Source organism: Listeria sp. ILCC797, from assembly GCF_900186185.1.
In the GTDB taxonomy this organism is placed as follows: Bacteria; Bacillota; Bacilli; order Lactobacillales; family Listeriaceae; genus Listeria; species Listeria goaensis.
The window spans coordinates 43,201-68,522 of record NZ_FYBS01000005.1 but is presented as its reverse complement, the minus strand read 5'-3'; the positions used below and the strand labels follow the sequence as shown (position 1 = coordinate 68,522).

Here is a 25,322-nt window from a genome sequence, read left to right as displayed (position 1 = left end):
ATTTTAAATTTCATTTGATTTCTCAATTACACAACGTCTATCATATCATAAAGCACGACGATTTGCACAGTTTCAATAATAAAAAAACGCCGCTAAAAGAAGCAGCGTTTCGAAATTATAGTTTACTTGCAAGTTGATTTAAGAAAGCCTTTAAGTCGGTTACTTTATTTGTTTCCTCCCACGGCAAGTTTAAATCAGAACGTCCAAAATGTCCAAATGCTGCTGTCTGCCGGTAAATTGGGCGTTGCAAGTCAAGCATTTTAATAATCCCCGCGGGACGCAAATCAAAATTGGCACGTACAGCTGCAATTAAATCTTTTTCAGAATAGTCACTTGTTCCGTAGGTCTCAATAGAAATCGAAACTGGGTGTGCGACGCCAATTGCGTAGGCTAACTGTACTTCTACCTTTTTCGCCAGTCCAGCTGCTACAATATTTTTAGCCACATAACGGGCTGCATAGGCACCGGAACGGTCAACTTTGGTCGGATCTTTACCGGAGAAAGCGCCGCCGCCGTGCCTTGCATAACCGCCGTAAGTGTCTACGATAATTTTCCGACCAGTGAGCCCCGCATCGCCTTGCGGGCCGCCAATAACAAACCGACCTGTCGGGTTAATGAAATATTTTGTTTCCGCGTCTAACAAGTTTTCCTCGATGACCGCATGAATGACTTTTTTTAGCATGTCCTCACGTATCGTGTCATTTGAAATCTCAGGATGATGTTGCGTAGAAATGACAATCGTGTCGATGCGCACAGGCTGGTTGTTTTCATCATATTCTACAGTCACCTGTGTTTTGGCATCAGGGCGCAAATAATCAAGCGTTTTGGATTTCCTTAACTCAGCAATTTTTCGTGATAACGCATGCGCTAAATGAATCGGTAGCGGCATTAAATCCTCTGTTTCATCTGTCGCAAAACCGAACATCAAGCCTTGATCGCCGGCTCCAGTCGCAAGTAAATCTGTTTCCTTTTCTCCGTTTCGCGATTCCAAAGATTCATCAACGCCCTGCGCAATGTCGGGCGACTGCTCATCAATTGCTGTTAAAACGGCACATGTTTCTGCATCAAAACCATATTTAGCACGCGTATAGCCGATTTCCTTAATCGTTTGTCTAACAATTTTCGGGATGTCCACATAAACAGATGTTGTAATCTCACCTGCTACAAGAACGAGTCCAGTTGTCACGGTCGTTTCACAAGCGACACGCGCATCTGGATCTTTTGCGATAATAGCGTCTAAAATTGCATCAGAAATTTGGTCTGCAATTTTATCTGGGTGCCCGTCAGAAACAGATTCTGACGTGAATAAATGACGATTTTCAGTCATTTGATAGTTCCTCCTTTTAATCTCTTCCATCCGCGTATGGCAAGAAAAAAAGCCCTATTCTCTACATAGACAGGCATAGAGAAAAGGCTTGAAAGTTCGTACCTTCGCTCTCATCGGTCAGGATTTCTCCTGCTCAGGTTAGCACCTTACAACAAAAAGTGTAGGTTGCTGGGCTTCAAAGGGCCAGTCCCTCTACCGCTCTGGATAAGAGTTGATTTCGTTCTTTTTTAGAATAACATACGGAACATACCGTTGCAACCCTAATTTACTGTTAAAAATTCCGGCCATTCATTTGGTGGCACATCCTTGTACTTTTCATATAATAAATCGCCTTTTTCTGTTCTGCTGTAACGGATGCCGTGGTTGCTGTGGTAGCGAAAAACATATCCGGCTTCTTCTAGTTGGTAAATCGTCCATAAAAAATCCGTTTTACTTGGCAAATTCATCCTACCTGATTTTGAACGATCGTTGACAAGTTCATGAATGTTCGATTCACTTTTATAGACGTTTTCAATAATTTTAAAGGCTAAATTAAATGGCATTTCCAAACTATTCACGCTTCCCTCTTCAAACACTTCACATTTTTATGCGGCAGATATTTTCTAATATAATACATTATTCTACCACGTTTTCGCGCAATTAAGCGATATATTTTTCTGCCAAAAAAAGGAATTCCCGGAAGATATAAGGCTACAGCTAGCCATTTCCAATAAGGTAAGCGCATGAGGATTTTGCGTACGGCATAAAAGCCGCGATAAATACGCCCATTTTCGCTTATAGCATGCAGCTGTTCGTGTAGTTCACTTGCTGAAAAATAGCTCCCTTTGTATGTTTGAAGCGGCTGCCATTTTAGCTGGCCTTTTTTGTCTAATTTCATCATTATTCGTTTGACTTCCTTGCAAAATTCGCAATTTCCATCATAAAAAACGATATCTTTCATCGACAAAACCTCCTAGTATTTTTCTTTCCCCTTATCATATTTTTAAACCTGTGGTATGATAGAATGGTTAAAATTAGAAAAATATATTCGAAATTAACGATAAGGAGAAGAAACATGACATTAATTCCGCTAACTTTAATTATTTTTGCAGGCTTTGTTGCGGCTCTGCTTTTATTTGAATTCATTGTGAAATGGCGCTGGTTTAAGTACTTTTTGGCGACGGTAGGTTTAGTAGCCAGTGGCATCATATTTTTTATCAGCTTTTATGGTGGTGGTATGAAACAAACCGAAATTGCAATTGCATTATTCTTAGCAAGCTTTGGCGAATACGTCATTTCCCTCATCATCAGCCTTATTTCACTCATTAAAAGAAAATCAAATACGCCTAAGAAAAAGGCAACTAAAAAAACCGGTCATGCTTAAATCTAGCATAACCGGTTTTTTCTATGAATAAAAATAGCTACCTAACTAGAGTTTGTGGTACACTAATACTATAATAATTCACTACCTAGGGGGCGATTTTCATGAAGCAAACATTGCTGATTGTGATGGCAATCGTTTTTCCTGCAACTTTAGGAGCTATTGTAGCGCTTCAAGTTTACAAGAAAAAGACGGCCACTTATATGCCGCTAAAAAATGAATTTGTTCATTGGAAAAAGTAATCATCAAAGGAGGATTTCCACATGAAAAAAGCAGAAAGTGAAAAGCCACTTGTTATAAAAATTGTCATCTCTGTTTTGTTAGGGCTTGTTTTACTTAATCTTATGCCTATTCTAGCGATATTTTCTTAAAAAAATTGAGTTGCCATTTTAAAAATTTTATGCTAATTTAGTAATAGAATTTATGTTTTTATGGTGAGACAGTTAACGGCGGTTGCCTTAATGCTTTTTTACAAAAAGACTCCGACACCCTTTTGGGATGCTCGGGGTCTTTTTCTGCTCACTAGGAAAAGAGAGGGGTTATACTATGAATAAAAAATGGGCTTTTAATTTTGCGAAAATTATTATAGGGGCGTTTATTTTTTCGCTAGCAGTAAACGTTTTTGCGATTCCAAACCATCTCGGTGAAGGTGGTGTTACGGGACTTACGATGATTTTATACTACACACTTGGAATTGCACCGGCTATTACTACTTTAATTTTCAATGGGATTTTGCTTATTATCGGATATAAATTTTTGGATCGGTTGACGATTATTCTTACAATTATAGCCATTATTTTTACATCACTTTTTTTACGTCTAACCGAAAATATAACCTTTGTAACTGACCAAACGATTATCGCAGCTATTTTTGCTGGCGTGTTAATGGGATTTGGTATGGGACTTATTATGCACGGTGGTGGAACAACAGCAGGAAGTGCCATTTTAGCTAAAATTGCGAATAAATATCTTGGCTGGAATACAAGTTATGCGCTCCTCTTTTTTGACCTCATCGTTGTCATTCCCTCAACTTTTGTTATTGGCTTACAAAACATGCTTTTCACAATTGTTTCACTCTATGTTTCTACAAAAGTACTCGACTTAATTTTAGAAGGCTTTAATCCTAAAAAATCCGTTACTATCATTTCAGATAAATATGAAGATATCGCTCGTGAAATTGATTTAAAAATCGGTCGTGGCATGACTCTGTTTGACGGACAAGGCTATTATAAAAAAGAAGATAAGAAAATTCTTTATATCGTCATTAGCAGACAGCAACTTTTGCCACTTACCAAAATTGTTAACAAACATGATGAAAAAGCCTTTTTCATTATTAATGATGCCCAAAGTGTTGTTGGTGAAGGGTTTACAAAACAAATAACAAGTGAATAAATTGATTTTTTATGCTAAAATAAGTTCGATTCAATAAACAAGTGAGGCGATTTTATGAAGTTTTCTACTATTCCCTTTCGTTTCCTCCTTGTTGTTAGCTTATTATTTAGTATTTTAGGGGTCATAAATATTGGTATCTCCCTCTCATGGGATTTTAGTAACATTGAAAATTTGCTTTTAGGACTATTTTTACTTTTTCTAGGAATTGCATGTTACCATTTACGTTATAAACTCATTAAAAAGGGACGCAACGACTAAGAAATAACACGTGTAAACCCCACCGAATTGATTTTCGGTGGGGTTTACTAGTATTGCTTCCTCCTATTTCCCTTCATAATCCATATTCATATATTTTTTGCCACCTTTTAGCTCTGTAATCATTTGTTCGATTCTTTTATGGCGAGTTTCCTCACGTTTTGCGCGTCCAATCCACCCAATATAATCATTTTTTTGAAAATCTGGGCGCTTTTTATAGGCTTCTAAAACTTGATGTTCTTTCAACAACTGATGAATATCTTCAGGCAAAGGATAAATCTCACGTTTTAAATTCGTTTCTTTAATATATGGATTCACGTCGTTAACTTCCCTTCCTCCTATTTTAAATCATTTTCCCCTTCTTTTTTTAGACAAACATCTTGTGAAATGGGATTGCGTTTTCATAAAAAAACATGGTACAATTTTCTGAATGAATAGTGAACATACTTTAACTTAAGGACGTGTATCTATGCATCATAAAGCGCTATCCCCCACTAGAAAAATCTTAAATTTGGCTATCCCCGCTACGATTGAGAACCTCCTTCAAACTATGATGGGGTTTGTTGATGGGCTAATGGTTGCTCGAATCGGTTTGCTTGCCGTCACCGCCGTAGGGCTTGCTAACACCATTCTTGCCGTCTACCTTGCCATATTTCTCGCATTAGGGATTGGAACTGCCTCACTAATTGCGCGCTATCTAGGCGATAAAAAAGTAACCGCTGCCAAAGAAATCGTTTCTCAATCTACATTTATTGCGATTTTAGTTGGAGCTTTATTTAGTGTCCTTACACTCCTTTTTGCCTCTCCACTCCTGCAGTTAATGGGCGCTAAGGATTCCGTTCTAGTTTATGCAGTCCCTTTTCTTTCTATAGTTGGCGGAAGCTCCGTTTTCATTTCTTTGATGACTGTATGGGGAAGCGTATTACGCGCTGCCGGAGATACAAAAACACCTATGAAAATTAGTTTCGTCATTAATATTTTGAACGTTCTTTTAAACTACATCTTGATTTTTGGTATCGGATTTATCCCCGCATTTGGCGTAGTCGGCAGTGCAATTGGGACTGTTATCGCTAGGCTCATTGGCTGTTTATTACTATACATGAAAATTCAACAAACTGATTTTCATCTTTCTTTCCGCAAATTATTCCGAAAATCCAATTATTCGGCGCTTATTCGCCTCTCTATTCCTGCGGCTTTGGAGCGGCTTGTCATGCGTCTAGGACAAGTACTTTATTTCAGCTTAATTGTAGCTGTAGGGATTAAAACATACGCCGCTCACTCGATTGCTGGGACTATTGAAAGCTTCACTTATATGCCTGGTTATGGTTTTGCCATTGCGGCGACAACACTTGTCGGTATGAGTGTGGGTGCTAAAAACTATCAGGAAGCGAAACAATTGGGATTTTTGTCTGCTAAAATTGGGCTGATAATTATGAGTGCTTTTGGCGCCGTTCTCTTCTTTTTCGCTCCTGTATTTGGCAGTTGGTTTACACAAGACCCAGAAGCGCTGCATAAAATTATAATCGCTCTGCGCATCGATGCTTTTATTCAGCCTATTTTAGCGATTAGTTTAATCCTTACAGGCGCTCTTCAAGGTTTGGGTGATACGAAATCGCCTTTATATAGCACGGTTATTGGCATGTGGGGCGTCCGGATTATCGGCGTGATTATTTTCAGCTTATGGCTTCAGATGGATATTGCCGGCATTTGGCTTTCGATTGGACTCGATTTACTGCTACGTTCCATTTATCTTACCTATCGCTTCCGGAAAAAGATCGCTCAAAAAAGCACGTTATTCGCAAAAAAGCAAGAGTTGAAAGATGTCTAATAAAAACCGCTAAAAATTTTAGCGGTTTTTACCCTTGATGCCCGCCAATGTACGTCGACCGCTTCATTCCAGTGGCCCCGCTTGAAAGGCTGCTCGCATGCATTAAGGCTTTATAGCCATAGCGCGCGCGAATCTTGTCAATTGTTCGCTCTAATTGTTCCATTTGCAGCGTTTTAATAGGATTCTCAAACAAATTAAGCTGCAAGCCCTTTTTTAGTGCGATGCCACCAAATGAAATGGCGATGACGCGAACAGATTGCTGCTGATAATATTTCCAAAATAGCATTTCTAAAATGGCTTTAAGCCGCACACTCGAATCTGTCGGCTGGATTTTAATTTGATGTCTAAAGCCTCGAATTGGACTATATTTGCTGTAACCAATACTCAAAAACACCCGATTGGTGTCCACAAAATTTTTGCGAAGGCGCGACGCCATCTCTTCGGCCATTTCTTTTATGACAATCACAACTTCTTTTGCATCTTTGTAGTCGCGTTCCAAAATTTGATTTTTCCCAAAAGATTTTTCGATAGGTTTATAAGTTTCATTGATACGGCTATAATCGAGACCGTGCGCATGATAGTAAAGCTGCTGCCCAATTACCCCAAAATGTTTCTTGAGCAGCCCTGGCTCTGTTTGGCTAAGCTCATAAATGCTATTTATGCCAATATCCCTAAGCTTCCGCCCCATTCGCTCCCCTATGCCCCAGAAATCCGTGAGCTTTTTAATGCGCCACACCTTCTCTGGAACGTTCTCATACCGCCATTCCGCTCGTCTCGTAAAACTATGTTTCGACTCAATATCAAGTGCCAATTTAGCCAAAAGCAGGTTATCGCCAATGCCACAAGTGACATAAAGCCCTGTTTCCTTTAAAATATCCGCTTGAATTTGTTCCGCAATCCTTGTAGTCGTCCCAAAAAGGCGATGCGAACCAGTCACATCTAAAAACACTTCGTCAATCGAATAAGGCAAAAAATACTCTTTAGGCACATATCGTAAAAAAACCGCCCGTATTTGTGAGTTAACAGCCAGATAATGTTTCATACGAGGCGGCGCAACAATAATGCGTGGATCGTTTGGAAGCTCATATCTTCTCGCTCCCGTTTGAATGCCAAACACTTTTTTCATGAGCGGTGTCGCAGCAAGAACTAATCCCCCACTATTTTCCGGATGGCTCATGACAACTAAAAATGTAGTAAGCGGATTAAGTCCCCTTGAAACACATTCCACACTCGCAAAAAATGATTTTACATCAATGCATAAAATATCTTTTCGCGGCACATGCTGATAATCCATTACGTGTACCATTTAGATTCGCCTTCTTTACATGCCACATGATGAATACTATCAAAAAATACTTTTACGTTTTTCTCCCCGCTTCTAAGCCAAATATCGCCATCTTGAATGCCAACAATTCGTCCAATTAAGTCTGCTTCCGGAAAACCATCCGGGTTATACACTGGCAATTTCTGCTGAATAATGACAGTTTGCTGATGCAGCAATGCTTCGCTTAATATCATTTCAATGTTTTTCGCACTCATTGCCTCTTTCCAATTTAAATGCTTCTCCTCATGTTCAATTTGCTCTGAATGTTCACTTAAAATGAAGCCACCCCATTTTTGGATACCTCGGTCAAATTCTTCGCCAGGTAAATTCATTTTATTTCGCCCCCTCCCTAAAAAAGAACATACGTTCGTTTAAATTGTATTAAATTAATCAACAAAAGTATACAGTCCGAAAGTCATCTTTTAAAAATATACTGGAACGAAGTAACTAGATAAAAAAGAACCTTGCGAAAAATCACAAGGCTTAAAGTCAAATATTATATTCTAGCATAATTTTTTCGTGTTCATATCTTTGCCGATGTCGATTTCTAAATAAATCGCTCGCTCTTTTCGTAAAAATGATAAGATAAGGCAAGCGTTTCTCATTATAAACAACCGTCAAAAATCCGTGACGATTAAGACGTTTGAGGTTGTGATAATGTGCCTTTAAGTAACCTGAATCATCTTCTTTATGCGCTTCATGGAGGTAAATTAAGACCCGGTAATCTTCCGAGTTTAACCTTTTCATCCTTTCATCTCCCGTATGTTATTTTTTTCACATTAGCGATTATACTGCTAATAATCGCAAAAGAAAAGTAAAAGAATATACATAATAAGGCGTATTCTTTTAATATTGAAAATTTTTAAATCGCATCTTAATAATGCTATAATGAAATGTGAAAAATAATTAAGGGAATGATGATTTTGAAGAAAATGGCCTTACTATTTGGCTTCCTCCTTATATTTGGTATTATCCTATCTGGCTGCTCAGGAAATACTTCCAAAAAAGAAGAGACTAGCAAAGAAAACACCCAACCGAAAAACATTATCGGGCAAACTTTACAAACAGAAGGCTTACACGAAACTACCGATAATTGGACCAACATGTATGAAACGGAATTTTATACAGTAGATGCAAACAATAAAATTATTTTTATCCAAGCAGATGTAACTGACAAAAATGTAGACTCTCCAGCATCTCAAGATAAATTGCTAGACCTTGCATCGCCTTATATTCCAAAAGAAACAACTGTTTTAACTGACATGCAAGATGGCTCCGGCTCGACAGGCTACGAATGCCAAAGCGGCGACATGCATTTTACAATTTTACAAGCAGACACCGACGATGATGGAAAAGTAGATACACTTTATATTTCGAAAATCTAAAAAATTGGCCCACAAATGTTATGCCTCAAAGAGTTAGACTAAAAGCCTAACTTTTTGAGTTTTTTTGCATTTATCTATTAAAAAAGTTTTTTATATTGAATCGTTGCATAAAGTAACAAAAAAGACACCAAACTCCGAAAAGCTTGGTATCACTAAAATTCAATATAACGTCCTGAGAGGGATTAATTAATCTTCTTATACCAATATTTATAACAATTTTGTAAAAAATAATGTAAAAATTAAATTCCATAAAACACTTGACTTACTACCTCTTGAGTAGTATAATGATAATACAGAAAGGAGGTCGGCAGAATGTGCTTGAAAAAATAATAGCCTTAGCAATTTCAATACTAACAATAAATCAGCTTTGGCTCTCAAACCGTAAAGCTAAGTTAGAATCAGAAAAGCTAAGACTAGAAATCAAACGAATGAGACGAGGGCAATAAGCCCTCCTCGTTCAATATTATTATAGCACATTTTAAAAATTATGGATAAATTCACTATTATTATACTCATAATAGCCACAATCATAGTAGTCCCATTGTTAGTAAGTCTTGTTTTTCGTAAATTAAAAATTCGCAGTTTAAAAAAGGAGCTATATAAAAATGAAAAATAAGCATTGGATTGAAAGATTTATGTATGATTTCGATATTAGGTCTCGCTACGAGCTTTCGAAAATATCAGGCATTTCACAAACGACTTTATCAGGATTAATTAATCGTGATACAAAAATCGCGAATACTAAGTACGACACGATCAAATCACTCGCGGAAGCAGTTGGGATTGATATGAACACTATAGATGAATATTTAGAAAAATACGAAATGGAATGATGAAACATAACAATCAAACAAAACAGTATTTATAATAAATGAAAAGCGCGGGTAATCACCCCCACGCTCAATAGAAAGTAACCAATAAGAAAAGGATGATTAAAAATGAAAAAAGTAAATGGATATGTATTAAGTAATCAAAAACACAATGGAAGTTGGGCTTACGAAGGGCAAAGTGCCATCACGGAATCAGGGAAATATGTTCTATTAAAACAAATGATTTGTATTGATAATATGACCGGTGAAGTTACAGAAACTTGGTTCGAGGAAGTAGAAAATTATATAGTTGACGAGCGACGGGAAAATGAATTATTGAAAAATGGATATCACGGAAAAGATGTTACTTACTTATAAAAAGAAAAAGACGATGCTAAATTTACTATTCTTGACTTATTATAAAAATAAAAAAAGCCCCTTACCTGTAACGGTAGAGGGGATTTTTTATTTATAATGTCGTATACTGTGCAATTGAGTTGTATGCCCATCCGTCGACTCTGATAATGTCAGATGGTTTTACCCAAAAATCCCATTTCCATTTGCCATTATAGTTTGCCACAGCGCATCGAATTCGATACTGACCTAGAACATTTGCGCCTACACTTGGCTTTACTCGCACTATTTCATTTCGATAAATTTCTACACGCATAGTTGTTCCGGGTGTGATATGAGTACGTTTCACAACAGCTGCATACCAACCGTTTGAACTGACTGGTGCTGTTAAGCCAGCTGGATAAGGATTGTAACCAACTTTCCCGCCGAAAGAAATTTTTCCGGCTCCATGATAGTTAATAATGCTCCCTCGCTGAATGCGCTTGATAGTATATTTATCCCAGCCTGACATCTTATTATACATATTAAAACTTGTAATCGCTATATTTTTTTGTGCTGATGCAGAAAAAGTGGGAAAGCTGATTACTATCAGTCCCACAATGATTAATGTAAATACTTTTTTCATGCTGCAAAACTCCCTTGTTAATTTTATTTTAAGAAGTATGTTGTCGTGTAAAATACTTTCTTCTGATTCGTGAAATAGGCACTTTTTAAGCCGTTTTCTGTCGGATAATGGCTTAGCTTTGTTCCGGGTCTATACGTCAGAACTTGCCCACCTTTTAAATTCGGGTTATCCCAAAAAATCGCGAAAGCTTTTACAGTTGCGGAAATACGACCCATGCTGTCCGGCTTACTCAGATTTTTTAAATAACCGTGATAGATGTAACCTAGTACCATCGTGCCTTTTTTATCGGGTACATAAGCCTTATACCAATACGCATTGTGTTTATACACTTTAATCTTGGTACCAGATTTCCAAAGCCGCAAAGGAGTCTGACCCTTAAATTTCGCATTCGACAGAAGCGGCGCAACGTCCTGAACTTTTGCATCGATTGCGTTTGGGTTCACTGCCACTTCGAAACTTCTGTCATGAGGCATCTTTTCACCGCCTACAACATCGTATAATTCAAAATGCGGTTTGTCGACAAACCCTTTCCAGTCTCCCCCCCATTTAAAACCTTGCGCTTTCATAGCATGAATAACGGAGTTTGGCGGATTCCATGCGGCCACAGTTTTGCCGTCATTCGAATAAATAAACAAGTCAACTGCGCACCCAAAATTATGATTAGACTGTCCACCTTTTGCATTCGTCACAATAGCCCCTTTTTTTGTTCGTCCTTGTGCATATAGTTTGTTTTGTTCCGCAATACTGCGATACCCTTGCGCAATGCCAACATAAATCCCTTGCATATACATCTGACGAATAACGTTTCTTGTCTTAGAAGCAACATCAAGCCGCATACCTTTTTTATTGAGACGTTTATTTGCATTTTTGATTAACCAGCTCGGAGATACAGTCATTACTCCTCACCCTTTCTAGGTTTTTCATAGTCTAATGCTTGAGTACTGTCACTAAGCCCTTTTGTCGTTGGGTCAATGTATGTGGCGAATAATGTAGATAGAACTGCAACAATAGCCGCTGGGCTTTTAATAAATGTCATAAAGGAATTCCCTAGCTCTTGCCAACTATCTAAATCCGAAGCTTGAAAACCTCCTGTGCTCCAAATAATCGTCAAGACGGGTATACCAGCTACAATCCACGTTGTGACACTTTTAAAACGTATTTTCCAGTTAATTTTCATTTTTCAACACTCCTTTATTTTTTTACAATTTCGATGTGGAGCTTATCTAGTTTGTCATTCATCGACTCCATTAGCCTTTTGTTTGCTTTTTGAGTCTCAATATATTGTTGCTGCTGATTCGCTATATTCGCCATCTGTTGATTGATTTCTTGCGCTTTTGAGAGATTTTTTTCAAAGTCTTTTACAACTTCAACAAGTGCAATGTTTTCTTTTTGCTTCTCAGAAAGCCTATTTTCCATGCTGTCAAGCATACGTAGATGCCTTTTAAAAGAAATCCAAGCAATGACACCAAAAAGCGCCAGCAACGCAAGCGCCATAATTACAAATATCCTGTCATGTTTAACGAGGTTGTCTAACAAATTCCCCGCCGCTTCTCTCACGTCAGGGCTTACCGACTCAATAGCTAGCGCAACATTCTTCATTTTTCACCACCTCTTTCCCAATTAGATAAACATCAATTCGTTATCACCTTTGTGAAATATGAAATGCTGTCCAAACCGACGTTGACCGTTGGCGCACCACTTGCCACGATTTTAATTTCACCAGCCGCACTCAAGTATACATTTGATTGATTAGATGCAGAAGTGGACTGTTGTGCCGCAGGAAATACCTTATTCCAGCTTGTGTCTGGCTGTAAATAATCGGGAACTATTGCGCACACTCCTGTTCCCGAGCTTGTTCCCGCTCCAACAATTCCAGAGATATGAACGAGATAGCGGTTTCCAAACTTTGTGTAGTTTGCTGTTACTGGAATAAATGCAGTAAATCCGTTTAAAGTAGTTAAACTCACTGTTTGAACTGTTAATGCGTCGTTTAGCAAAGCTTGAAATTGCGCATTATTAATTTGTTGCATCTCCCACCCAGTCCAACTGTCGCCCTCGCGTCGATTAAAAATCACAACATTAGAGTTATATGCTTGATAAGTTGCTTTCGCAAAACCACTTGAATGCATTTGCACGTCTAAATAACCATTTGCGTTTAAATTAAAAGGAACATTTTTAGAAAGATTCACATATCCATGAAACGTTGAGGTTATACTTGCGTCGAGATTGTTAAAGTCGACTTGTTGCTTAATCAAAAGCTTACCTGCTGAATCAGTCAAGAGATACTCTTGAACTTGATTTTCTTTTGTATAAATGTCAAATCCGTTCACTGTTATATTACTTGTTCGCCCCGCCTGTAAGAATGAGATTGAGTTTGTCGGGATTATTGTAAAATTCCCTGTTTTTTCAACTCCATTTATTACAGATTTAGAGGCTGAATAACTTGTAGGTGCCCAACCTGTTACAGAAGTTGCCGAAGAGGTTAATGCATCGAGCCCAAATTTCCCATCTGCGCTTTGTACGGCACCACCGCCAACAGTCACATCTAAATATTCTTTCCATTCGCCAAATTTTTCGGCAAAATAGATACGTACAACCGTTCCAGTTGCTTGTGTGCTAAGATAGTGGCGCAACTTGCCATACCGAACATTTAACGCTTCTTGAGCGTCTAAATTAAGTGTTCCAGTCATGTTATCCCCTTGCTTGCTTACATAGCCACTTTTCGCGATTTCATCACGTAAAGCTTGCATTTCAGTTTCTAGCTCTGATTGCGTATTCTGTGCGTTCAAAATAGCATCATTAATATCAGCAATTGCAGTGTCATATTTTTGGTTCATGTCTTGTATGGCTTGCTGAAGGGCATCGAAATCGCTTACCCAAGTTTCTGCCTCAACCGAATTTTCAGCAGGATCTGATTCAACTCTATACTGGAACCGAGCCATTTTAGAAATTTCAGTTCCGTCACTGCTGACGATGTTAAATCTTGCTGTTGTGTAGTCACCTGGCACCTTGGTAGCTTGCATCGGAAATGTATAGCTAAATGTCCCATTTTTCAACCCTTCTTCAGTCGAGGTAACGTTAGTACTATCAAATATAAATTCCTTCGTTCGCGGGAAATTTGCAAAGAAACTTATGGGATAGCCTGTCAAGTCAACAGTCGTTCCCTTCTGTATCACTGTGACGAGTATTCGTAAACTCCTGTTATCGCCTTGCATCATTTCAATAGCGGGGTAGTAGTATTGTCGTTTATCTAAATCTAATGTGATTTCAATTTCCCTTAACATTCCTTTTCACCTCGTCCAATTCTTGTTTTAACTCTTGTACCGCTCTCCATAGATAAGCAGTTGTTTTGTAATTATCCACCCCGTTACCTTCATCAGACAACATACCGCGTGGGGACTGTTCTGCTATGAATCCAATTTGTTTATTAGAATCATTTTTATATTTAAATTCATAGATTGGCGTTTCTAGAATAATTTCAAGTGCAGAGGTTTTATAAAAATCTGCTTCTGTAATGGGCTTTATATCCTCTTTCGCTTTTTCAGTTGATTGCTGAATAAATCCCTTAGCGCGGATATTTCCATATGTGTAATTTAGCGGGTCTGCTCCGCTGTTTGGTAGCCCTTTTTTATCAACCACGCGAACCTCTCCGCCGCTTGACGTGTCAACCCCGATGTAAAAGCCTGCCAGCCCCCAGCCGTTTCGGTCGTAAGACGGAACTGAAATTCCGTGACTTGTAACAATTTCATCAGACACACCCCCAACTTGGCGACCTTGGTTGTCCAAGATGTAATACCCGCCGTAATCCATGATTAATTTACCTATCACGCCACCGCTCGCATTTCTCAACTCAAAACTTAGATTATCACCGTTGACCGTGAATTGACTCTCCCCTTGTTTTATCCAATCCCCCGGTGGGTTAGGAACAATCTTGTCAACAATCGCACTGAATTCATCAGCTTGAATTCTTGATGATGTAATATTTACAGATTCAATATCAATTGACTTGAGTGTCCCAACTGCGATTAAATCGGCGACAATTTTCCCGTCCTGTGTTAGACCAATCGTATATTCTCCGTTGTACCCTGAGCTCGAATGTCCAAGTCCTGCCTGATTAAAACGCCAGAGGTTAACCGCTGTATCTATACTCTCCGTATCCATGATAAGCAGTTCTCCGGGCTTCTCTTTCGGACGTATAATCAAATTCCCGCCCTGATTACCTGTAATCTGGTCTGTTAAATCATCTACATACATTTGTAAACGGTTATTTCCTGCATCTATTTCATCTTTTGTGGCTAAACCAGCTGTTACGGTTGATTTAAAATCTGATTTTATGGAACCTAAAATACAGTTAATATATTCGCCTTTCAAACTATCCATGGTGAACTCAACCATGCGAGAAGTGATATTAGTATTTAAATCCTCATGAAATGCAGATAAGGTATCTCCGATAAAAACCTTATTCATATTTTGAAAGTTCTTATATTCCTCTGTCTGACCCAAATCTTGAAAACTGATATCTAAATCCAGTTTTGGTTTATCGATTTCACTGCCAGTAAAATAATTTTTCGCCGCGTTTCTCAAACTCATCTCATCTACAACAGATTGTTCTGATGAAAAATCAACCTCAACCGCATTAATCTCATCACCTGTTTTATAATCAGGGGAATAAATATAATTCTCTTTTAGTGAAATCACTGTCTCGTTATCATTATCCGATTTAATAGCATAAGGTAGAATGGCGTTAACCATATCTAATGTATCCACATTGACGTTTAATCCCGTCATATTTTTTTTAAAAGCAATAGAAACCCCGCTATCAGTACCTCTTTTTGCCAGCATGGAAATTTTATTCGTTGTTCGTTCAATTTCACCTCTCCAAGTATCTAAAATCGACCCCTCTACACCAGCTATGCACGACAAGGCACTTTTAAACCTTAACAATGTGCTATTTTGTGTGGCAATATCCGAATAAAATTGAATATGCGTAGCTTCAAGTAACGACTCTTTCAATTGATTCATGGCTGTTGTGCAAGATACATTTTCTACTTTAAATTCCTTTACCATTCGTTTGCGTAAAACATTCGTCTGATGAGAAGCTTTGACAATAAACGTGTCTTCAAACATATTCTTTTCTACTGAATCAATCTCGAATGGATTAAATCCGCGTTTTTCATCTACAAATGCATAAATAAAACGTCCATTTAACAGCTCGGGCGCTAATTTTCCGTTCACGGGGTATTCTAATTCTAATTCAAATTCAGCATTTAAGACTTCATGCACTTCACATCGTACGCTTTCAGCTAAAGAACCTATACCTGCATGGAGAAATTGCTTTTCATTGCTTTCATATAGCAATGGTATATTCATATGACTTCCCCCCATCTTGGTGTTAATTTAGCTGATGTGACATTTCCCATCCATGATATAGTGTTTTGCCCTATTTTAAGTTCAGGAAATTGACTTTTGCTATAGTACTTGGAATTGATAGAGAGATATTGATCATCTATAATTTGATAAACTTCTTTAACTTCGCTATCGATACCATATTCACCATTTAATAGTCCTTTAAAGACAAATTCATTCCCATTAATCAAGAAAGTAATATCTCCAGCGCCCACAAATTCAATAAGAGGCTGAGATATGATTGTGCCTGCATTGTAATACTGACTTGGATTATTGAATGATTGGGGGTAAATACCTGATAAATCAAATTTGATAGGTGAACATTTCACTTTTGCGGTAAATGGAACTCCTTCTATATATTGTGTTTGGTACGAAAGATTAATTTCTGTAAATTTAACAGAATAATAATACCTTTCGTCAAAATAAAACTTGGCCAACTCATATGTGGATGTCCTCAATTGGGAACTTATCCAGTTATATTCCTCAATGGCTTGTTCCGGATTGGTTGCTTTCAAGAATAAAGAGAGTGTGAACTCAATAGGCAAATAGGTATTATCCCATTTGGTTAATGGGAGGTTTCGACCAGGTATAGAAATTTCCGTTTCATTTCTTTCTGCTTTTGCAATTTCAGGTCTTTCCTGAATATAAACTCGATGTTCGTAAAAATTTATGTTATTGAAAATAAACTCACCACTCCTCAAAGTGTCACACCTCCTAAGTTACTGTCTTTGCGTCTTGTTTGGTCAACAAGCACCTTCTGCATTTCTTTCTTAAGCAGTGCAATCATTTGCTTATCGATATTTCCGTTTACATTGAAAGTAAATTCATAGTTATCACCACTTTGGGGCATCGTTTCAGCAATCATTTTACCAATCGCGCCCAAATTTTTAGAGTTTAACGGTAGTACAGCTTCATTTCCGGCTTCGCCTCCCGCCATGACGGAACTTCCGTTCATACCGAACGCGGTAGGTTTTGTCAGGATGCCTCCTTTTGCGAACCAGTCTACTGATAGTTTGGGCACAGTCATATCTTTTAAGCTGAATTTACCTTTAAGACTAAAATGCGGTAATTTCGGCATTTTGATTTTCGGAAATTTAAGGTTAAGCCCTTTGAAAAAAGCTTTTATGCCGTCTAGAATAGACTTTATTTTATCTTTCGCTTTTCCTATCGGATCAGTCATGAATTCTTGAATGGATTTAAATTTCCCTTTGACCCAGTTCACAATGCCGCCTATGATGCTAAAAAAGAATTCTCCTAAATTGTTCAACTGACCCACTACATAATCGACTCCGATTTTTATTAAGCTTTTAACTGCATTCCACAAGCTCGTCCAAATTTTACGAACCCCTTTACCCATGCGCTCCCAGTCGCCAGTAAAGAGTCCTGCAAATACGTCAATAATTCCACTTATAACCCCTATAGCCGCTTTAATAACCGTAACAATAACGTTCCAAGTGGCTTTTAAAACTGTCCCTATCACTTTCCAAAAAACAGACCAAACTGGTTGTAACCATGAAATAAAAGAAGCTATTTTCTTCCATATAGCATTAAGAGCCGCTATGATAGTTGGACCATACTCTTTCCAAAATTTCTGCAATTCATTAGCTATAGCATCTAATCCGGGCTTTATTGCCGCCCACATCGTTGAAAAAACACCTACGATGGAATTCCATACATTTATCCAAAATTGGCGAAAACCCTCAACGTTATCCCACAAGTACTTGAATCCTGCAACTAACGCTACTATTGCCACAACAATTGCTGCTACAATAGCAACGATTGGAAGTGCGGCTGCTACAAGACCTGCTATACTTACTTCGGCAGCTAGTGCCGCTGCCTGTAGCGCCATAAAAACAGGTAAGAGCGTACCTACCACGACAACCAAAGCCCCTAGGGCTAATAAAACCGTTCTCAGAGGTGCAGGCAAAGCACTGAAAGCTTCTGCAATCATTTTAACGATGTCAACGAGAGGCATAAGTGCTTTTAGGATATCAGTACCAATAGGAATTAGGGCTGATTTTAGTTCGTTCCATGCTTGCGCTAGTTTTTGAGTGTCATTTGCTTTTGTTAATTCAGCCGCCGATCCTTTCACGTCATCGTAGCTTCCTTTTACTCCTTTTACGGACTTAGATACTCCTCCCATTGCTTCCATGACTTTTACGCCAGCGTCTTCACCCATAGAACCAAAAATCGCTGAAATAGCTGCAGCTTTTTCTTGTTCAGTTTTAAGCTTCGAAACTTCGCCGACAAGTGCCTTAAATATATCTTTATTACTAGCTCCTGATTTTTTCATTTTCTGGAAGTTTTTTTCAAAGCTTCCGCCCATTTCAGAAACTGCTTTTTCGATTGAGCCATCAGCGATTCGAATTCCAAATTCTTTTATGAGATCATTTACTTTGTCAAGATTATAAGCTCCGCCCTTCAAGCCAGAGTCTAAAATCTCAAACATCTCTTTAGCGGAGTATCCATTTTCTTCAAACAGCGTGGCATATTCAGCCAAATTGTCGCCGAGTTCGTCTGTTTTATTTAGTCCATGTTGAGCCCCAACCGTCATTAAATCGAAAGACTCCTCTGCACTCATTCCGTAAGTTGTCATGAGTGCATTTGCTCCTCTGAGGGATTCAGTCATGTCAGAGTCGAATGTTTTAGAAAAAGCAACAGCTTTCTTTGTTACGTCATCAAGCGATTCTCCATTTAGCCCCCGAAGCTGGTTACGTGTTTGTATCATCATCTCAGAAGCTTCTTCGTATGAATCAACTAGACCTGTGTTATATAGATCCGTGATTTTATCTTTTGTTTCGGCTGCTTCTTTCCCGGTCAATGCAAAGCTTTTATTATACCGCCCTGCTGCTGACTCCAAATCTGTTGCAGCTTCTAACGCATTTTCACCAAAATCAAGAAGTTTATCTGACACCGCAGAAGCTTGTTCAGAGGCTTCCATGAGGTTGCCTGTGTCAAGCTTATCTCCCATAGCTTCTAAAGCGTCAGCCGTCTTGTCCGATTGAGTTGATAGCCCACGTAGGTCGCTCTCAACATTCTGAATGCCTGCGCCGTCGTCGATCGTATCAAGTGCATTTTTCATTTTGCCGATATCCACATCCGTACCAAGCGCAGCACGACCAATTTTATTGATTGCCTGTTCAAGTTGTTCCGAGGTCGCTGTTCCCGCCTTAATTGCCGTTGTCAGCCGTCCGCCCAAAACATCCGCGTAATCATCTACGTTCGAACCTGTAGCTTCAAATAGCGTATTTATTCGCTTCGTATTTTGCGCAAGATTTTCTTGCTCTGCTTGGACCTTCGAAAGCTGCCCTTTGTACCCATTCAGTGCCCCTTCTGTGTACTCAATCTCTCGCTTAAATGCACGATACTGCTCTTCTCCGATTTCGCCCGCATTAAATTGCGCTTCGACTTGACTCTCTGCCTGCTTCAGTTGTCCAAGTTTTTGTGTTGTTGCCTCAATCTGCTTTGTCAAAAGTTGCTGTTGTTGTGCAAGAGCTTCCACATTTCCCGGATTGAACTTTAAGAGTTTTTCTACGTCACGGAGTTCGGTCGTGAGCTTTGAGGATTGCTGATTAACCCCTTTAAGTGCGTTGTTCAATCCCTTTGTTTCACCATTTAGCTCAATTGTAATTCCTTGAATTCTTCCTTTTGCCAAATCATCTCACCCCTTTTCTAAAACGCATCAAAATCAGCTTGTTTAGCCTTACGCGCTTTTTTCTTTTTATCAGGATTTTGTGCTTCCTCATATTCTGCAAAATAATCTAAACATGAACCTAGTGTCATCATGTCTAATTCATCTACACCCAAACCAACCTGTTTACAGATATAAAAAAACGCCTCGGACGTAAGTGGTTCGTCACTCGCATCTTGAGACGTATCTGTTACTTTTTTTTCGTTTGAATGCTCGCAGAAAGTAAATCTTCAATTTCTGGCAAAATATCCATAATTGGGAATGTATCGAATGAATCAAGCCATTCAATCGGTTCTGGTATTTCAGGGTCAGCTGTTTTTGCAAGTACCCAAACGAAATTATAAATTACTTCAAAATCAAGCAATGATAAATCTTCTGCGTTCAACTCATCTAAATTATCATTTTTATTTGACCTCATTGGCTCAATAGCTTTGGTCATCTTAAGCAATTCACTAAAATAGTCTTTTCCAAATTGTTGCTTATACCGAAGTACTGTAGCACCAGTTGATTTCAGGCGAACGTCTACATTATCGATTTTAATTGTTTTTTCCATGTTGATTCCTCCTCAAAAAAGAGAGCCTAGAAATTCTAGGCTCCTGCTGGTGTCTTCTCATATACTTTTGCATACCAAGCGTTATAGACTGTATCTGATACACCTGACGAAGTACGCGTCTTAACCGTTTTATCCGTTGAACGTGGACTTGCTGAGAATGTTAACTCATTTGTATTCGGTTCAGTGGAATCCGTTTTCGTAGACGACGCAACAGTCGGGCGGCTCGCTGTACAATTGTATAGAACATGGCGCACTGATTTAATATCCCCGTCGAATTCGAACAGCAATGCAAACGATTTTGGTTTGGAATTAGATTTTTCGTGAATAACTCCATCTACAGAATCTAATTCCTCACCTAAACAATCTGTCGCAAAATCTTCTGTGATGTTAGCGATGGTAAGTGTGCCTTCATACCCTTGGTTGTTAGGTGCTTGATAATACACGATATTATCAGCATAAAATTTCACCATATCCCCTTGCGGTTCAATTGAAATTTCAACGCCTCCTTTCAACGGCTTCGGTACGTCATAAGTAATTACTCCATTTGTCTCTGTGAATGTTGCATAATGTACATTTTCTAATCCAAATTGCACTTTGTTTTCTTGAGTTTCTGGCATTTAAATCATCCTCACATAATAATATTTCACAAACATTTTTTCGTCATCAATCCAAATAGTTTCAGATGAGTTGAAAGGTAGTTTGTTTACCAATAGTATTTCTTCCAACAGGTGCTCTGTAGTAATATCTTTCTTTGATGAATAAAACTCGATAGTATAATCATTTACGTTCTTATAAATCGTGTTATCCGCCATGAAATTATCACTTTCAGATTCTAAATAGGTGATATAAGGAAGTTCAGGGATTGGCGTCCTGTCTGTCTCAGTGAAATGGTTATAAGCCACAGGTAAATGTGTTTGGTCAAGAATTTGTTTAAGATTCATCGTTTTACCACTCTTTCTGTTTCTTCAATAAATTCCTGAATTGCTTCTTGCTCAACTGGTTCGATATGCTTAACACCTTGCACTCGACCCCCGCCTCGTTTGGCGTGACCAAATTCTAAGAGATGAGTCTTTCCCGCATCAGTAGCATTATAGATAACTTGACCTTTTGCTGTTTTTTTCATTCGCCAGCCTCTCGAATAGCTTCCTTTTTTCTTCGGACTTCGCTGTTTTAATTTCTGAATAGCATTCGTTGCTACTTGTTTTTTTACTTTTTCAAGGTCATCTTCTACTTCATGCGTATAATTCTTTAACGCGTCAGCAATTGCATTATTTAATTGCGATACTTTAACCATGTCGGCTCACCTCTCCCCTAGGTCACGTTCACAGGTCAATTCTAAATGCTCCATGTCAATCAAGTAAGTGCGAATAACTTTATATTTGAGATTTTCAAATATAACTAAAGTTTCGTTACTATACTCATACGGGTGAATGTTAACGACAAGAGATGGTTTGAATCCGCTGGAACTTGCTTCATAGAATTCCTGACGAGTTACATTTTTCTTCTCGCATAAAATTCTTATTTCACTAGTTTCAGGGGTTTGGTTCCCAACCTCGTCCATTGTCATTGTGGTAGACACTAAGGTAATTTCATCATTCCAGTTCATTTGCTGTTACCTCTCGATACTGGATAATGAGATTATGCAAACGATACTGCAAATGTCGTGGCATATTTTCAACGTCCCGATTGTTATAACGCCATGATGCATAGTCAACTACAAACATGAGATGATTGGGGTCATTTTCCATTAAAGCGATTCCTTTTTCATCTTGAAGCTCTCTGATTACACCTTTCACAATTGAGGTAAGGTAGGAATCCCGTATATTTGTCGAGATTCCTTCTCTTGCCTTAACAAGTTCTAATACAGAGTTTTCGAACATGCAATATCACTCCTCAACTTGTTTAATAAGAGGTTCGTTCCGTTTATTATTTCTAGAAGAGAGTTCTTGAATTCGTTCTTTTTTTCCTTGTCCTTTTCGCGGATACTTATTGTCTTTACGGTACACATGGTTACCATCTTTTAAATCCGTAAAATCTTTCAAAACAACATACTTCATTCAAATCACGCTCCTGCTGGTGTAGTGGTGTAAGTCAAGAAATACCCTGCTTTTTCATCAGCTTTTTTCACATCAAAACGAGTACCAACTTGTAAATATTGACCGTAAATTTCATTATCTACCCAGCGCGCCGTGATATCCACACGGTCAGCAAAGAGTACCGCACGTCCCAAATCTCCTAAGAACGCATGCGCTTCACCTTGTGCGCCCAGAAGCTCATCTTCCACGACCTCTACTTTATAGCCAAATAGAACTTTTCCGCTCGGAGATGTGATATCTTGTTGTAAGATATATTGTCCATTCGCATCTTTCAAGGTATCAATCCACTGCAAGAAACTTTGTGAAACTACCACTTGACGTTGATATGAGGTATCTAAGTCTACGTTTAGAATTTTTTTAATGTCGTCTGTAGTCGCCACACTTTTCGCTGCAAAAGTTTTAAGCACTTCGGAAATTGCGAAATTTGTTGTATTCATTTTTTGTTCCATTGCGTTCTGACTAACAATTGCAATTAAATCAGTTGCGGCATCGTCAATAGACTCTTGAGAAATTGGAATAGCACCTCGGTAAGTAACTACTTCCCACGCGATTTGACTAAATTCAGGTTTAGCAAGTTCTGGATTCGCCGCCAGTTCCGCAACTGAATTCAAGCGAGATGTTGCTCGTTTTAAAATTGGATAAGAGCCAGACGCTGTACTGACTTTTGTCTTTGTGACGAATTGTGATAAATCCGTTACTGTTTTAACTTCTTTTTCGGGTGTGTAGATAATTTCTTCTGGGATAACAACTCCAGCTTCTAATGATGTCAACCCCGCACGCGTCTGCCCTTTCGTACGAATAAATTTATCTACTGCGCTTCGTACTTCATTTTCTTTATAACCTTTCATACGTTCTTCATCTCCTTCTTTCGGTTGCGGTTCATTGCTTGATTTATCGTTTAAAGCAGTCAACTCGTCTTCTAATTTTTTAATTTCCTCATTTAGTTCATCACGTTCTTTTTCAAGCTTTTCTTTTTCCGCCTCTAAATCATCAACATTTTTATCAACTGTATCTACTTCCTCGTCTGTCTTAGCTTCTTCCAAAGCACGTGTTAACTCGGTTTCGCGTTCTGTTATTTTTTTAAAACGGGTCTCCATTTCATTCAGTTCACTTCGTTTCGAATCAATCTTTTTTTGAATCATCAATTGTTTTAATGCCATTTTCCAATCTCTCCTTTAATTGTTTTTTTCGAGCTTCTAATTTTCTTTGTTTGTGCCTATTAACGTCATTATGGCGTGCCTCGACACCTGTATCAGAATACGCAGGGAATGTACATACCGAAACTTCATGTAACTCCACTTCTTGCAATGACCATTTCACAGAACCATCATCACGCCATTCCTCAACTTCTTTGATGATGTTAAATCCGAAAGAGCACTGACTAACATCTCCGCGTTTTACGCGTTCATATAAATTCAAAGCATCTGAATCAAATTCATTTACTTTAATACGCCCCCACAATCCTTTTTCATCTGTTCGTAGCTCCAAAGTTCCAGAAGTATTACGACCAAGCACAAGTGCCGTGTCATGATTAATCAGTGCGCGCACATCGTTTTCTAAGGAATTATCAAATGCATTTGGTAATATTTCTTCAAAAGCACCGGGGAATAATTCCGTCTCAGAATTAAAAACAGCGAAATAGCCTTCGATGACTTTTTCGCTTTCTTCTGATTCATTCGTATTCAATTCTGCTCGTTGATTAAAGATTTTACGTGCTTCAAATCGACTCGTCATTTTCATTCTCACCTCCTTCGAGTTTTTTCTGGTCTTTTAATTTTTCCGAAGGAATATAATTTTCTAAAGCAAGTAACTCTTCCATGTCTTCACGAGGCGCCATTCCAATCCAATCACGGAGTTCATTCCTTCCCATCGCAATACGGTCAACCATCGCTCCACCTGCATTTACTAATTCCGTAATGTCGTAGGCGTATAGGCTACGAGGGTTCAATTTGAAATAACGAGACGGGCTAATTAATAAATCGCGAGTCAGAGTTTGCGATATAATATTCGCAATCGACATAATACGTGTATTAATGAAATTGTTATATTCTTCCTTGTTAAACTCACCAACTCCAACAAAAAAAGCAGGTACTCCCAAGAGTCCCGCTACCGTTTTTTTATCAATATTAACTGCATCGTTGATTGCAATATCTGTTAAACTTAGAGGTTTAACCTGTTCGATTTCAAGCATATCAGCGGGAACAATCCATGGTTTACCTTCTTCCGAACGTTTTAAGTACATATCTTCAATTTTATTTTTACCCTCTTCTGATGCTAATTCAGCGGCGTTGGCATCCACTTTGACAACAATGTTAGGCATAAACTTGCTACTCATAAATGCTTTTTTAGTCGCAGTAGCTTGACTTAGATTATCCACAAGTGATTTTAACGCTATTCTATATCCTGTTCCGATAAAAGGATATTCAGGGTCAGGGTTAATAACAAAATGCACAAATTCATTAGGTTGATAAGTCGTATCCTTGTAATTCATTACATATTTATCATGATTGACTTCAAAGTTAATTAGATTCGGATTTAACGGTTTCAGTTCAGCAATAATCCCATTTTGAAATTGAGGTAAAACAACCGCATTCCCGTCACCATACAGTAATAGATTAGCGACTATATTATAAATCCATGACTTACGAGTCATCTTAGAATAGGGGTTGATATCAATTTTTTGAGAAAGAGCATCGCGTATTCGAATATCCCCATTTTCCGTATTCTCCATTAGATGAATGGTCATATTAGACACTAAATCGGCTATTTTATCAATTGCAATTTTCACCTCTGGGTTGTCGGAAAGCTTAGTGTAACCCGCTGGTATTTTAAAATCATAAGCATTTCCGTTCCAAACAAATCCATACGTACACTCACGTTTTTTTTGCCATGGAACTCTTAATCTTCGTTTCATTTG

32 protein-coding genes and 1 riboswitch are annotated in these 25,322 nt (G+C 38.4%); of the genes, 7 read left to right on the top strand and 25 right to left on the bottom strand.

Translation table 11 applies throughout. From position 1 onward, the window contains the following. Nucleotides 1-115: 115 nt before the first annotated feature. The 3 genes from metK to BN1609_RS06625 form a co-directional block, all read right to left on the bottom strand. Nucleotides 116-1,327 carry a methionine adenosyltransferase gene (gene metK, locus BN1609_RS06635; protein ID WP_088809879.1) on the bottom strand — a complete coding sequence of 404 codons (1,212 nt, stop codon included), beginning with the start codon at nucleotides 1,325-1,327 and terminating at the stop codon, nucleotides 116-118. Between the two features lie 107 nt (nucleotides 1,328-1,434). Then, nucleotides 1,435-1,538: riboswitch (SAM riboswitch) on the bottom strand. Between the two features lie 49 nt (nucleotides 1,539-1,587). Beyond that, nucleotides 1,588-1,884: a DUF3116 family protein gene (locus BN1609_RS06630; protein ID WP_244169947.1), complete on the bottom strand. Its 297-nt coding sequence runs from the start codon at nucleotides 1,882-1,884 to the stop codon at nucleotides 1,588-1,590. Then, nucleotides 1,881-2,267: a thiol-disulfide oxidoreductase DCC family protein gene (locus tag BN1609_RS06625; RefSeq protein ID WP_088840690.1), complete on the bottom strand. Its 387-nt coding sequence runs from the start codon at nucleotides 2,265-2,267 to the stop codon at nucleotides 1,881-1,883. Before BN1609_RS06625 ends, BN1609_RS06630 begins: the two co-directional genes overlap by 4 nt. A 114-nt stretch (nucleotides 2,268-2,381) precedes the next feature. On the opposite strand from BN1609_RS06625, the gene BN1609_RS06620 reads away from it, so the two are divergent. The 3 genes from BN1609_RS06620 (at nucleotide 2,382) to BN1609_RS06615 (ending at nucleotide 4,079) form a co-directional block, all read left to right on the top strand. Then, entirely contained in the window at nucleotides 2,382-2,690 is a 309-nt protein-coding gene (locus BN1609_RS06620) for a hypothetical protein (RefSeq protein WP_088809877.1), read from the top strand. A gap of 101 nt (nucleotides 2,691-2,791) precedes the next feature. Continuing rightward, nucleotides 2,792-2,929 carry a hypothetical protein gene (locus BN1609_RS13980; RefSeq protein WP_162859614.1) on the top strand — a complete coding sequence of 46 codons (138 nt, stop codon included), beginning with the start codon at nucleotides 2,792-2,794 and terminating at the stop codon, nucleotides 2,927-2,929. 304 nt (nucleotides 2,930-3,233) lie between these two features. Then, nucleotides 3,234-4,079, top strand: coding sequence for a YitT family protein (locus tag BN1609_RS06615; protein WP_088840689.1), 846 nt, complete (start codon nucleotides 3,234-3,236; stop codon nucleotides 4,077-4,079). Between the two features lie 321 nt (nucleotides 4,080-4,400). Here BN1609_RS06615 and BN1609_RS06605 read toward each other — a convergent pair whose 3' ends face one another. After that, entirely contained in the window at nucleotides 4,401-4,652 is a 252-nt protein-coding gene (locus BN1609_RS06605) for a YdeI/OmpD-associated family protein (protein ID WP_088809872.1), read from the bottom strand. A 151-nt stretch (nucleotides 4,653-4,803) separates the two neighbouring features. Between BN1609_RS06605 and BN1609_RS06600 the strand changes: the two genes are divergently transcribed. After that, the gene (locus tag BN1609_RS06600; RefSeq protein ID WP_088809871.1) at nucleotides 4,804-6,162 is read left to right on the top strand and encodes an MATE family efflux transporter; all 1,359 of its coding nucleotides are present in this window, start codon (nucleotides 4,804-4,806) and stop codon (nucleotides 6,160-6,162) included. 28 nt (nucleotides 6,163-6,190) lie between these two features. Here the strand turns inward: BN1609_RS06600 and BN1609_RS06595 are convergent, their stop codons facing one another. The 3 genes from BN1609_RS06595 to BN1609_RS06585 all read right to left on the bottom strand — a co-directional run bounded on the left by BN1609_RS06595 (nucleotide 6,191) and on the right by BN1609_RS06585 (nucleotide 8,233). Then, nucleotides 6,191-7,468 (bottom strand): Y-family DNA polymerase, encoded by a 1,278-nt coding sequence (locus BN1609_RS06595; RefSeq protein WP_088809870.1) that lies wholly within the window; start codon nucleotides 7,466-7,468, stop codon nucleotides 6,191-6,193. Next, nucleotides 7,456-7,818, bottom strand: coding sequence for a hypothetical protein (locus BN1609_RS06590; protein WP_088840688.1), 363 nt, complete (start codon nucleotides 7,816-7,818; stop codon nucleotides 7,456-7,458). Before BN1609_RS06590 ends, BN1609_RS06595 begins: the two co-directional genes overlap by 13 nt. 157 nt (nucleotides 7,819-7,975) lie before the next feature. Continuing rightward, on the bottom strand, nucleotides 7,976-8,233 hold the full coding sequence (locus BN1609_RS06585; protein ID WP_088809868.1) for a hypothetical protein: 258 nt from the start codon (nucleotides 8,231-8,233) through the stop codon (nucleotides 7,976-7,978). A gap of 185 nt (nucleotides 8,234-8,418) precedes the next feature. Here BN1609_RS06585 and BN1609_RS06580 point away from each other — a divergent pair, with 185 nt between their 5' ends. The 3 genes from BN1609_RS06580 to BN1609_RS06565 all read left to right on the top strand — a co-directional run bounded on the left by BN1609_RS06580 (nucleotide 8,419) and on the right by BN1609_RS06565 (nucleotide 10,058). Next, entirely contained in the window at nucleotides 8,419-8,871 is a 453-nt protein-coding gene (locus BN1609_RS06580; protein WP_255377337.1) for a hypothetical protein, read from the top strand. A 605-nt stretch (nucleotides 8,872-9,476) separates the two neighbouring features. Then, nucleotides 9,477-9,704: a helix-turn-helix transcriptional regulator gene (locus BN1609_RS06570; protein ID WP_088825647.1), complete on the top strand. Its 228-nt coding sequence runs from the start codon at nucleotides 9,477-9,479 to the stop codon at nucleotides 9,702-9,704. A 105-nt stretch (nucleotides 9,705-9,809) separates the two neighbouring features. Then, complete coding sequence (locus BN1609_RS06565) at nucleotides 9,810-10,058, top strand: hypothetical protein (protein WP_088840687.1); 249 nt, start codon at nucleotides 9,810-9,812, stop codon at nucleotides 10,056-10,058. Between the two features lie 91 nt (nucleotides 10,059-10,149). Here the strand turns inward: BN1609_RS06565 and BN1609_RS06560 are convergent, their stop codons facing one another. The 18 genes from BN1609_RS06560 to BN1609_RS06475 form a co-directional block, all read right to left on the bottom strand. After that, nucleotides 10,150-10,659 carry a hypothetical protein gene (locus BN1609_RS06560; protein WP_088840686.1) on the bottom strand — a complete coding sequence of 170 codons (510 nt, stop codon included), beginning with the start codon at nucleotides 10,657-10,659 and terminating at the stop codon, nucleotides 10,150-10,152. A gap of 23 nt (nucleotides 10,660-10,682) precedes the next feature. Next, entirely contained in the window at nucleotides 10,683-11,555 is an 873-nt protein-coding gene (locus BN1609_RS14180; RefSeq protein ID WP_088840685.1) for a M15 family metallopeptidase, read from the bottom strand. After that, entirely contained in the window at nucleotides 11,555-11,836 is a 282-nt protein-coding gene (locus BN1609_RS06550; RefSeq protein WP_088840684.1) for a phage holin, read from the bottom strand. Before BN1609_RS06550 ends, BN1609_RS14180 begins: the two co-directional genes overlap by 1 nt. Before the next feature lie 14 nt (nucleotides 11,837-11,850). Then, the gene (locus BN1609_RS06545; protein ID WP_088840683.1) at nucleotides 11,851-12,258 is read right to left on the bottom strand and encodes a hypothetical protein; all 408 of its coding nucleotides are present in this window, start codon (nucleotides 12,256-12,258) and stop codon (nucleotides 11,851-11,853) included. Nucleotides 12,259-12,290: 32 nt separating this feature from the next. After that, on the bottom strand, nucleotides 12,291-13,943 hold the full coding sequence (locus tag BN1609_RS06540; protein ID WP_088840682.1) for a BppU family phage baseplate upper protein: 1,653 nt from the start codon (nucleotides 13,941-13,943) through the stop codon (nucleotides 12,291-12,293). Beyond that, nucleotides 13,927-16,029, bottom strand: coding sequence for a phage tail spike protein (locus BN1609_RS06535; RefSeq protein WP_255377326.1), 2,103 nt, complete (start codon nucleotides 16,027-16,029; stop codon nucleotides 13,927-13,929). The genes BN1609_RS06540 and BN1609_RS06535 overlap by 17 nt, the downstream gene beginning before the upstream one ends. Beyond that, the gene (locus BN1609_RS06530; RefSeq protein ID WP_088840680.1) at nucleotides 16,026-16,766 is read right to left on the bottom strand and encodes a hypothetical protein; all 741 of its coding nucleotides are present in this window, start codon (nucleotides 16,764-16,766) and stop codon (nucleotides 16,026-16,028) included. The genes BN1609_RS06535 and BN1609_RS06530 overlap by 4 nt, the downstream gene beginning before the upstream one ends. Then, on the bottom strand, nucleotides 16,763-19,720 hold the full coding sequence (locus BN1609_RS06525; RefSeq protein ID WP_088840679.1) for a phage tail tape measure protein: 2,958 nt from the start codon (nucleotides 19,718-19,720) through the stop codon (nucleotides 16,763-16,765). The genes BN1609_RS06530 and BN1609_RS06525 overlap by 4 nt, the downstream gene beginning before the upstream one ends. Nucleotides 19,721-19,946: 226 nt before the next feature. After that, on the bottom strand, nucleotides 19,947-20,309 hold the full coding sequence (locus tag BN1609_RS06515) for a hypothetical protein (protein ID WP_088825657.1): 363 nt from the start codon (nucleotides 20,307-20,309) through the stop codon (nucleotides 19,947-19,949). A gap of 35 nt (nucleotides 20,310-20,344) precedes the next feature. After that, nucleotides 20,345-20,926, bottom strand: a complete 582-nt coding sequence (locus BN1609_RS06510; protein WP_088840678.1) for a major tail protein — start codon at nucleotides 20,924-20,926, stop codon at nucleotides 20,345-20,347. Continuing rightward, a complete protein-coding gene (locus BN1609_RS06505; RefSeq protein ID WP_088825659.1) occupies nucleotides 20,927-21,250 on the bottom strand; it encodes a hypothetical protein in 324 nt (107 codons plus the stop codon). It abuts the gene before it with no gap. Then, nucleotides 21,247-21,603 carry an HK97 gp10 family phage protein gene (locus BN1609_RS06500; RefSeq protein WP_088840677.1) on the bottom strand — a complete coding sequence of 119 codons (357 nt, stop codon included), beginning with the start codon at nucleotides 21,601-21,603 and terminating at the stop codon, nucleotides 21,247-21,249. The genes BN1609_RS06505 and BN1609_RS06500 overlap by 4 nt, the downstream gene beginning before the upstream one ends. Nucleotides 21,604-21,609: 6 nt before the next feature. Next, entirely contained in the window at nucleotides 21,610-21,915 is a 306-nt protein-coding gene (locus BN1609_RS06495) for a phage head closure protein (RefSeq protein ID WP_088825661.1), read from the bottom strand. Next, the gene (locus BN1609_RS06490) at nucleotides 21,902-22,189 is read right to left on the bottom strand and encodes a phage head-tail connector protein (RefSeq protein WP_088825662.1); all 288 of its coding nucleotides are present in this window, start codon (nucleotides 22,187-22,189) and stop codon (nucleotides 21,902-21,904) included. Before BN1609_RS06490 ends, BN1609_RS06495 begins: the two co-directional genes overlap by 14 nt. Nucleotides 22,190-22,195: 6 nt before the next feature. Next, nucleotides 22,196-22,366, bottom strand: a complete 171-nt coding sequence (locus BN1609_RS13975) for a hypothetical protein (protein WP_162859618.1) — start codon at nucleotides 22,364-22,366, stop codon at nucleotides 22,196-22,198. Between the two features lie 5 nt (nucleotides 22,367-22,371). Then, entirely contained in the window at nucleotides 22,372-23,565 is a 1,194-nt protein-coding gene (locus BN1609_RS06485; protein WP_088825663.1) for a phage major capsid protein, read from the bottom strand. Further along, nucleotides 23,528-24,145 (bottom strand): HK97 family phage prohead protease, encoded by a 618-nt coding sequence (locus BN1609_RS06480; protein ID WP_369821886.1) that lies wholly within the window; start codon nucleotides 24,143-24,145, stop codon nucleotides 23,528-23,530. The genes BN1609_RS06485 and BN1609_RS06480 overlap by 38 nt, the downstream gene beginning before the upstream one ends. Continuing rightward, the gene (locus tag BN1609_RS06475) at nucleotides 24,123-25,319 is read right to left on the bottom strand and encodes a phage portal protein (RefSeq protein ID WP_088825664.1); all 1,197 of its coding nucleotides are present in this window, start codon (nucleotides 25,317-25,319) and stop codon (nucleotides 24,123-24,125) included. The genes BN1609_RS06480 and BN1609_RS06475 overlap by 23 nt, the downstream gene beginning before the upstream one ends. Between the last annotated feature and the right edge of the window lie 3 nt (nucleotides 25,320-25,322).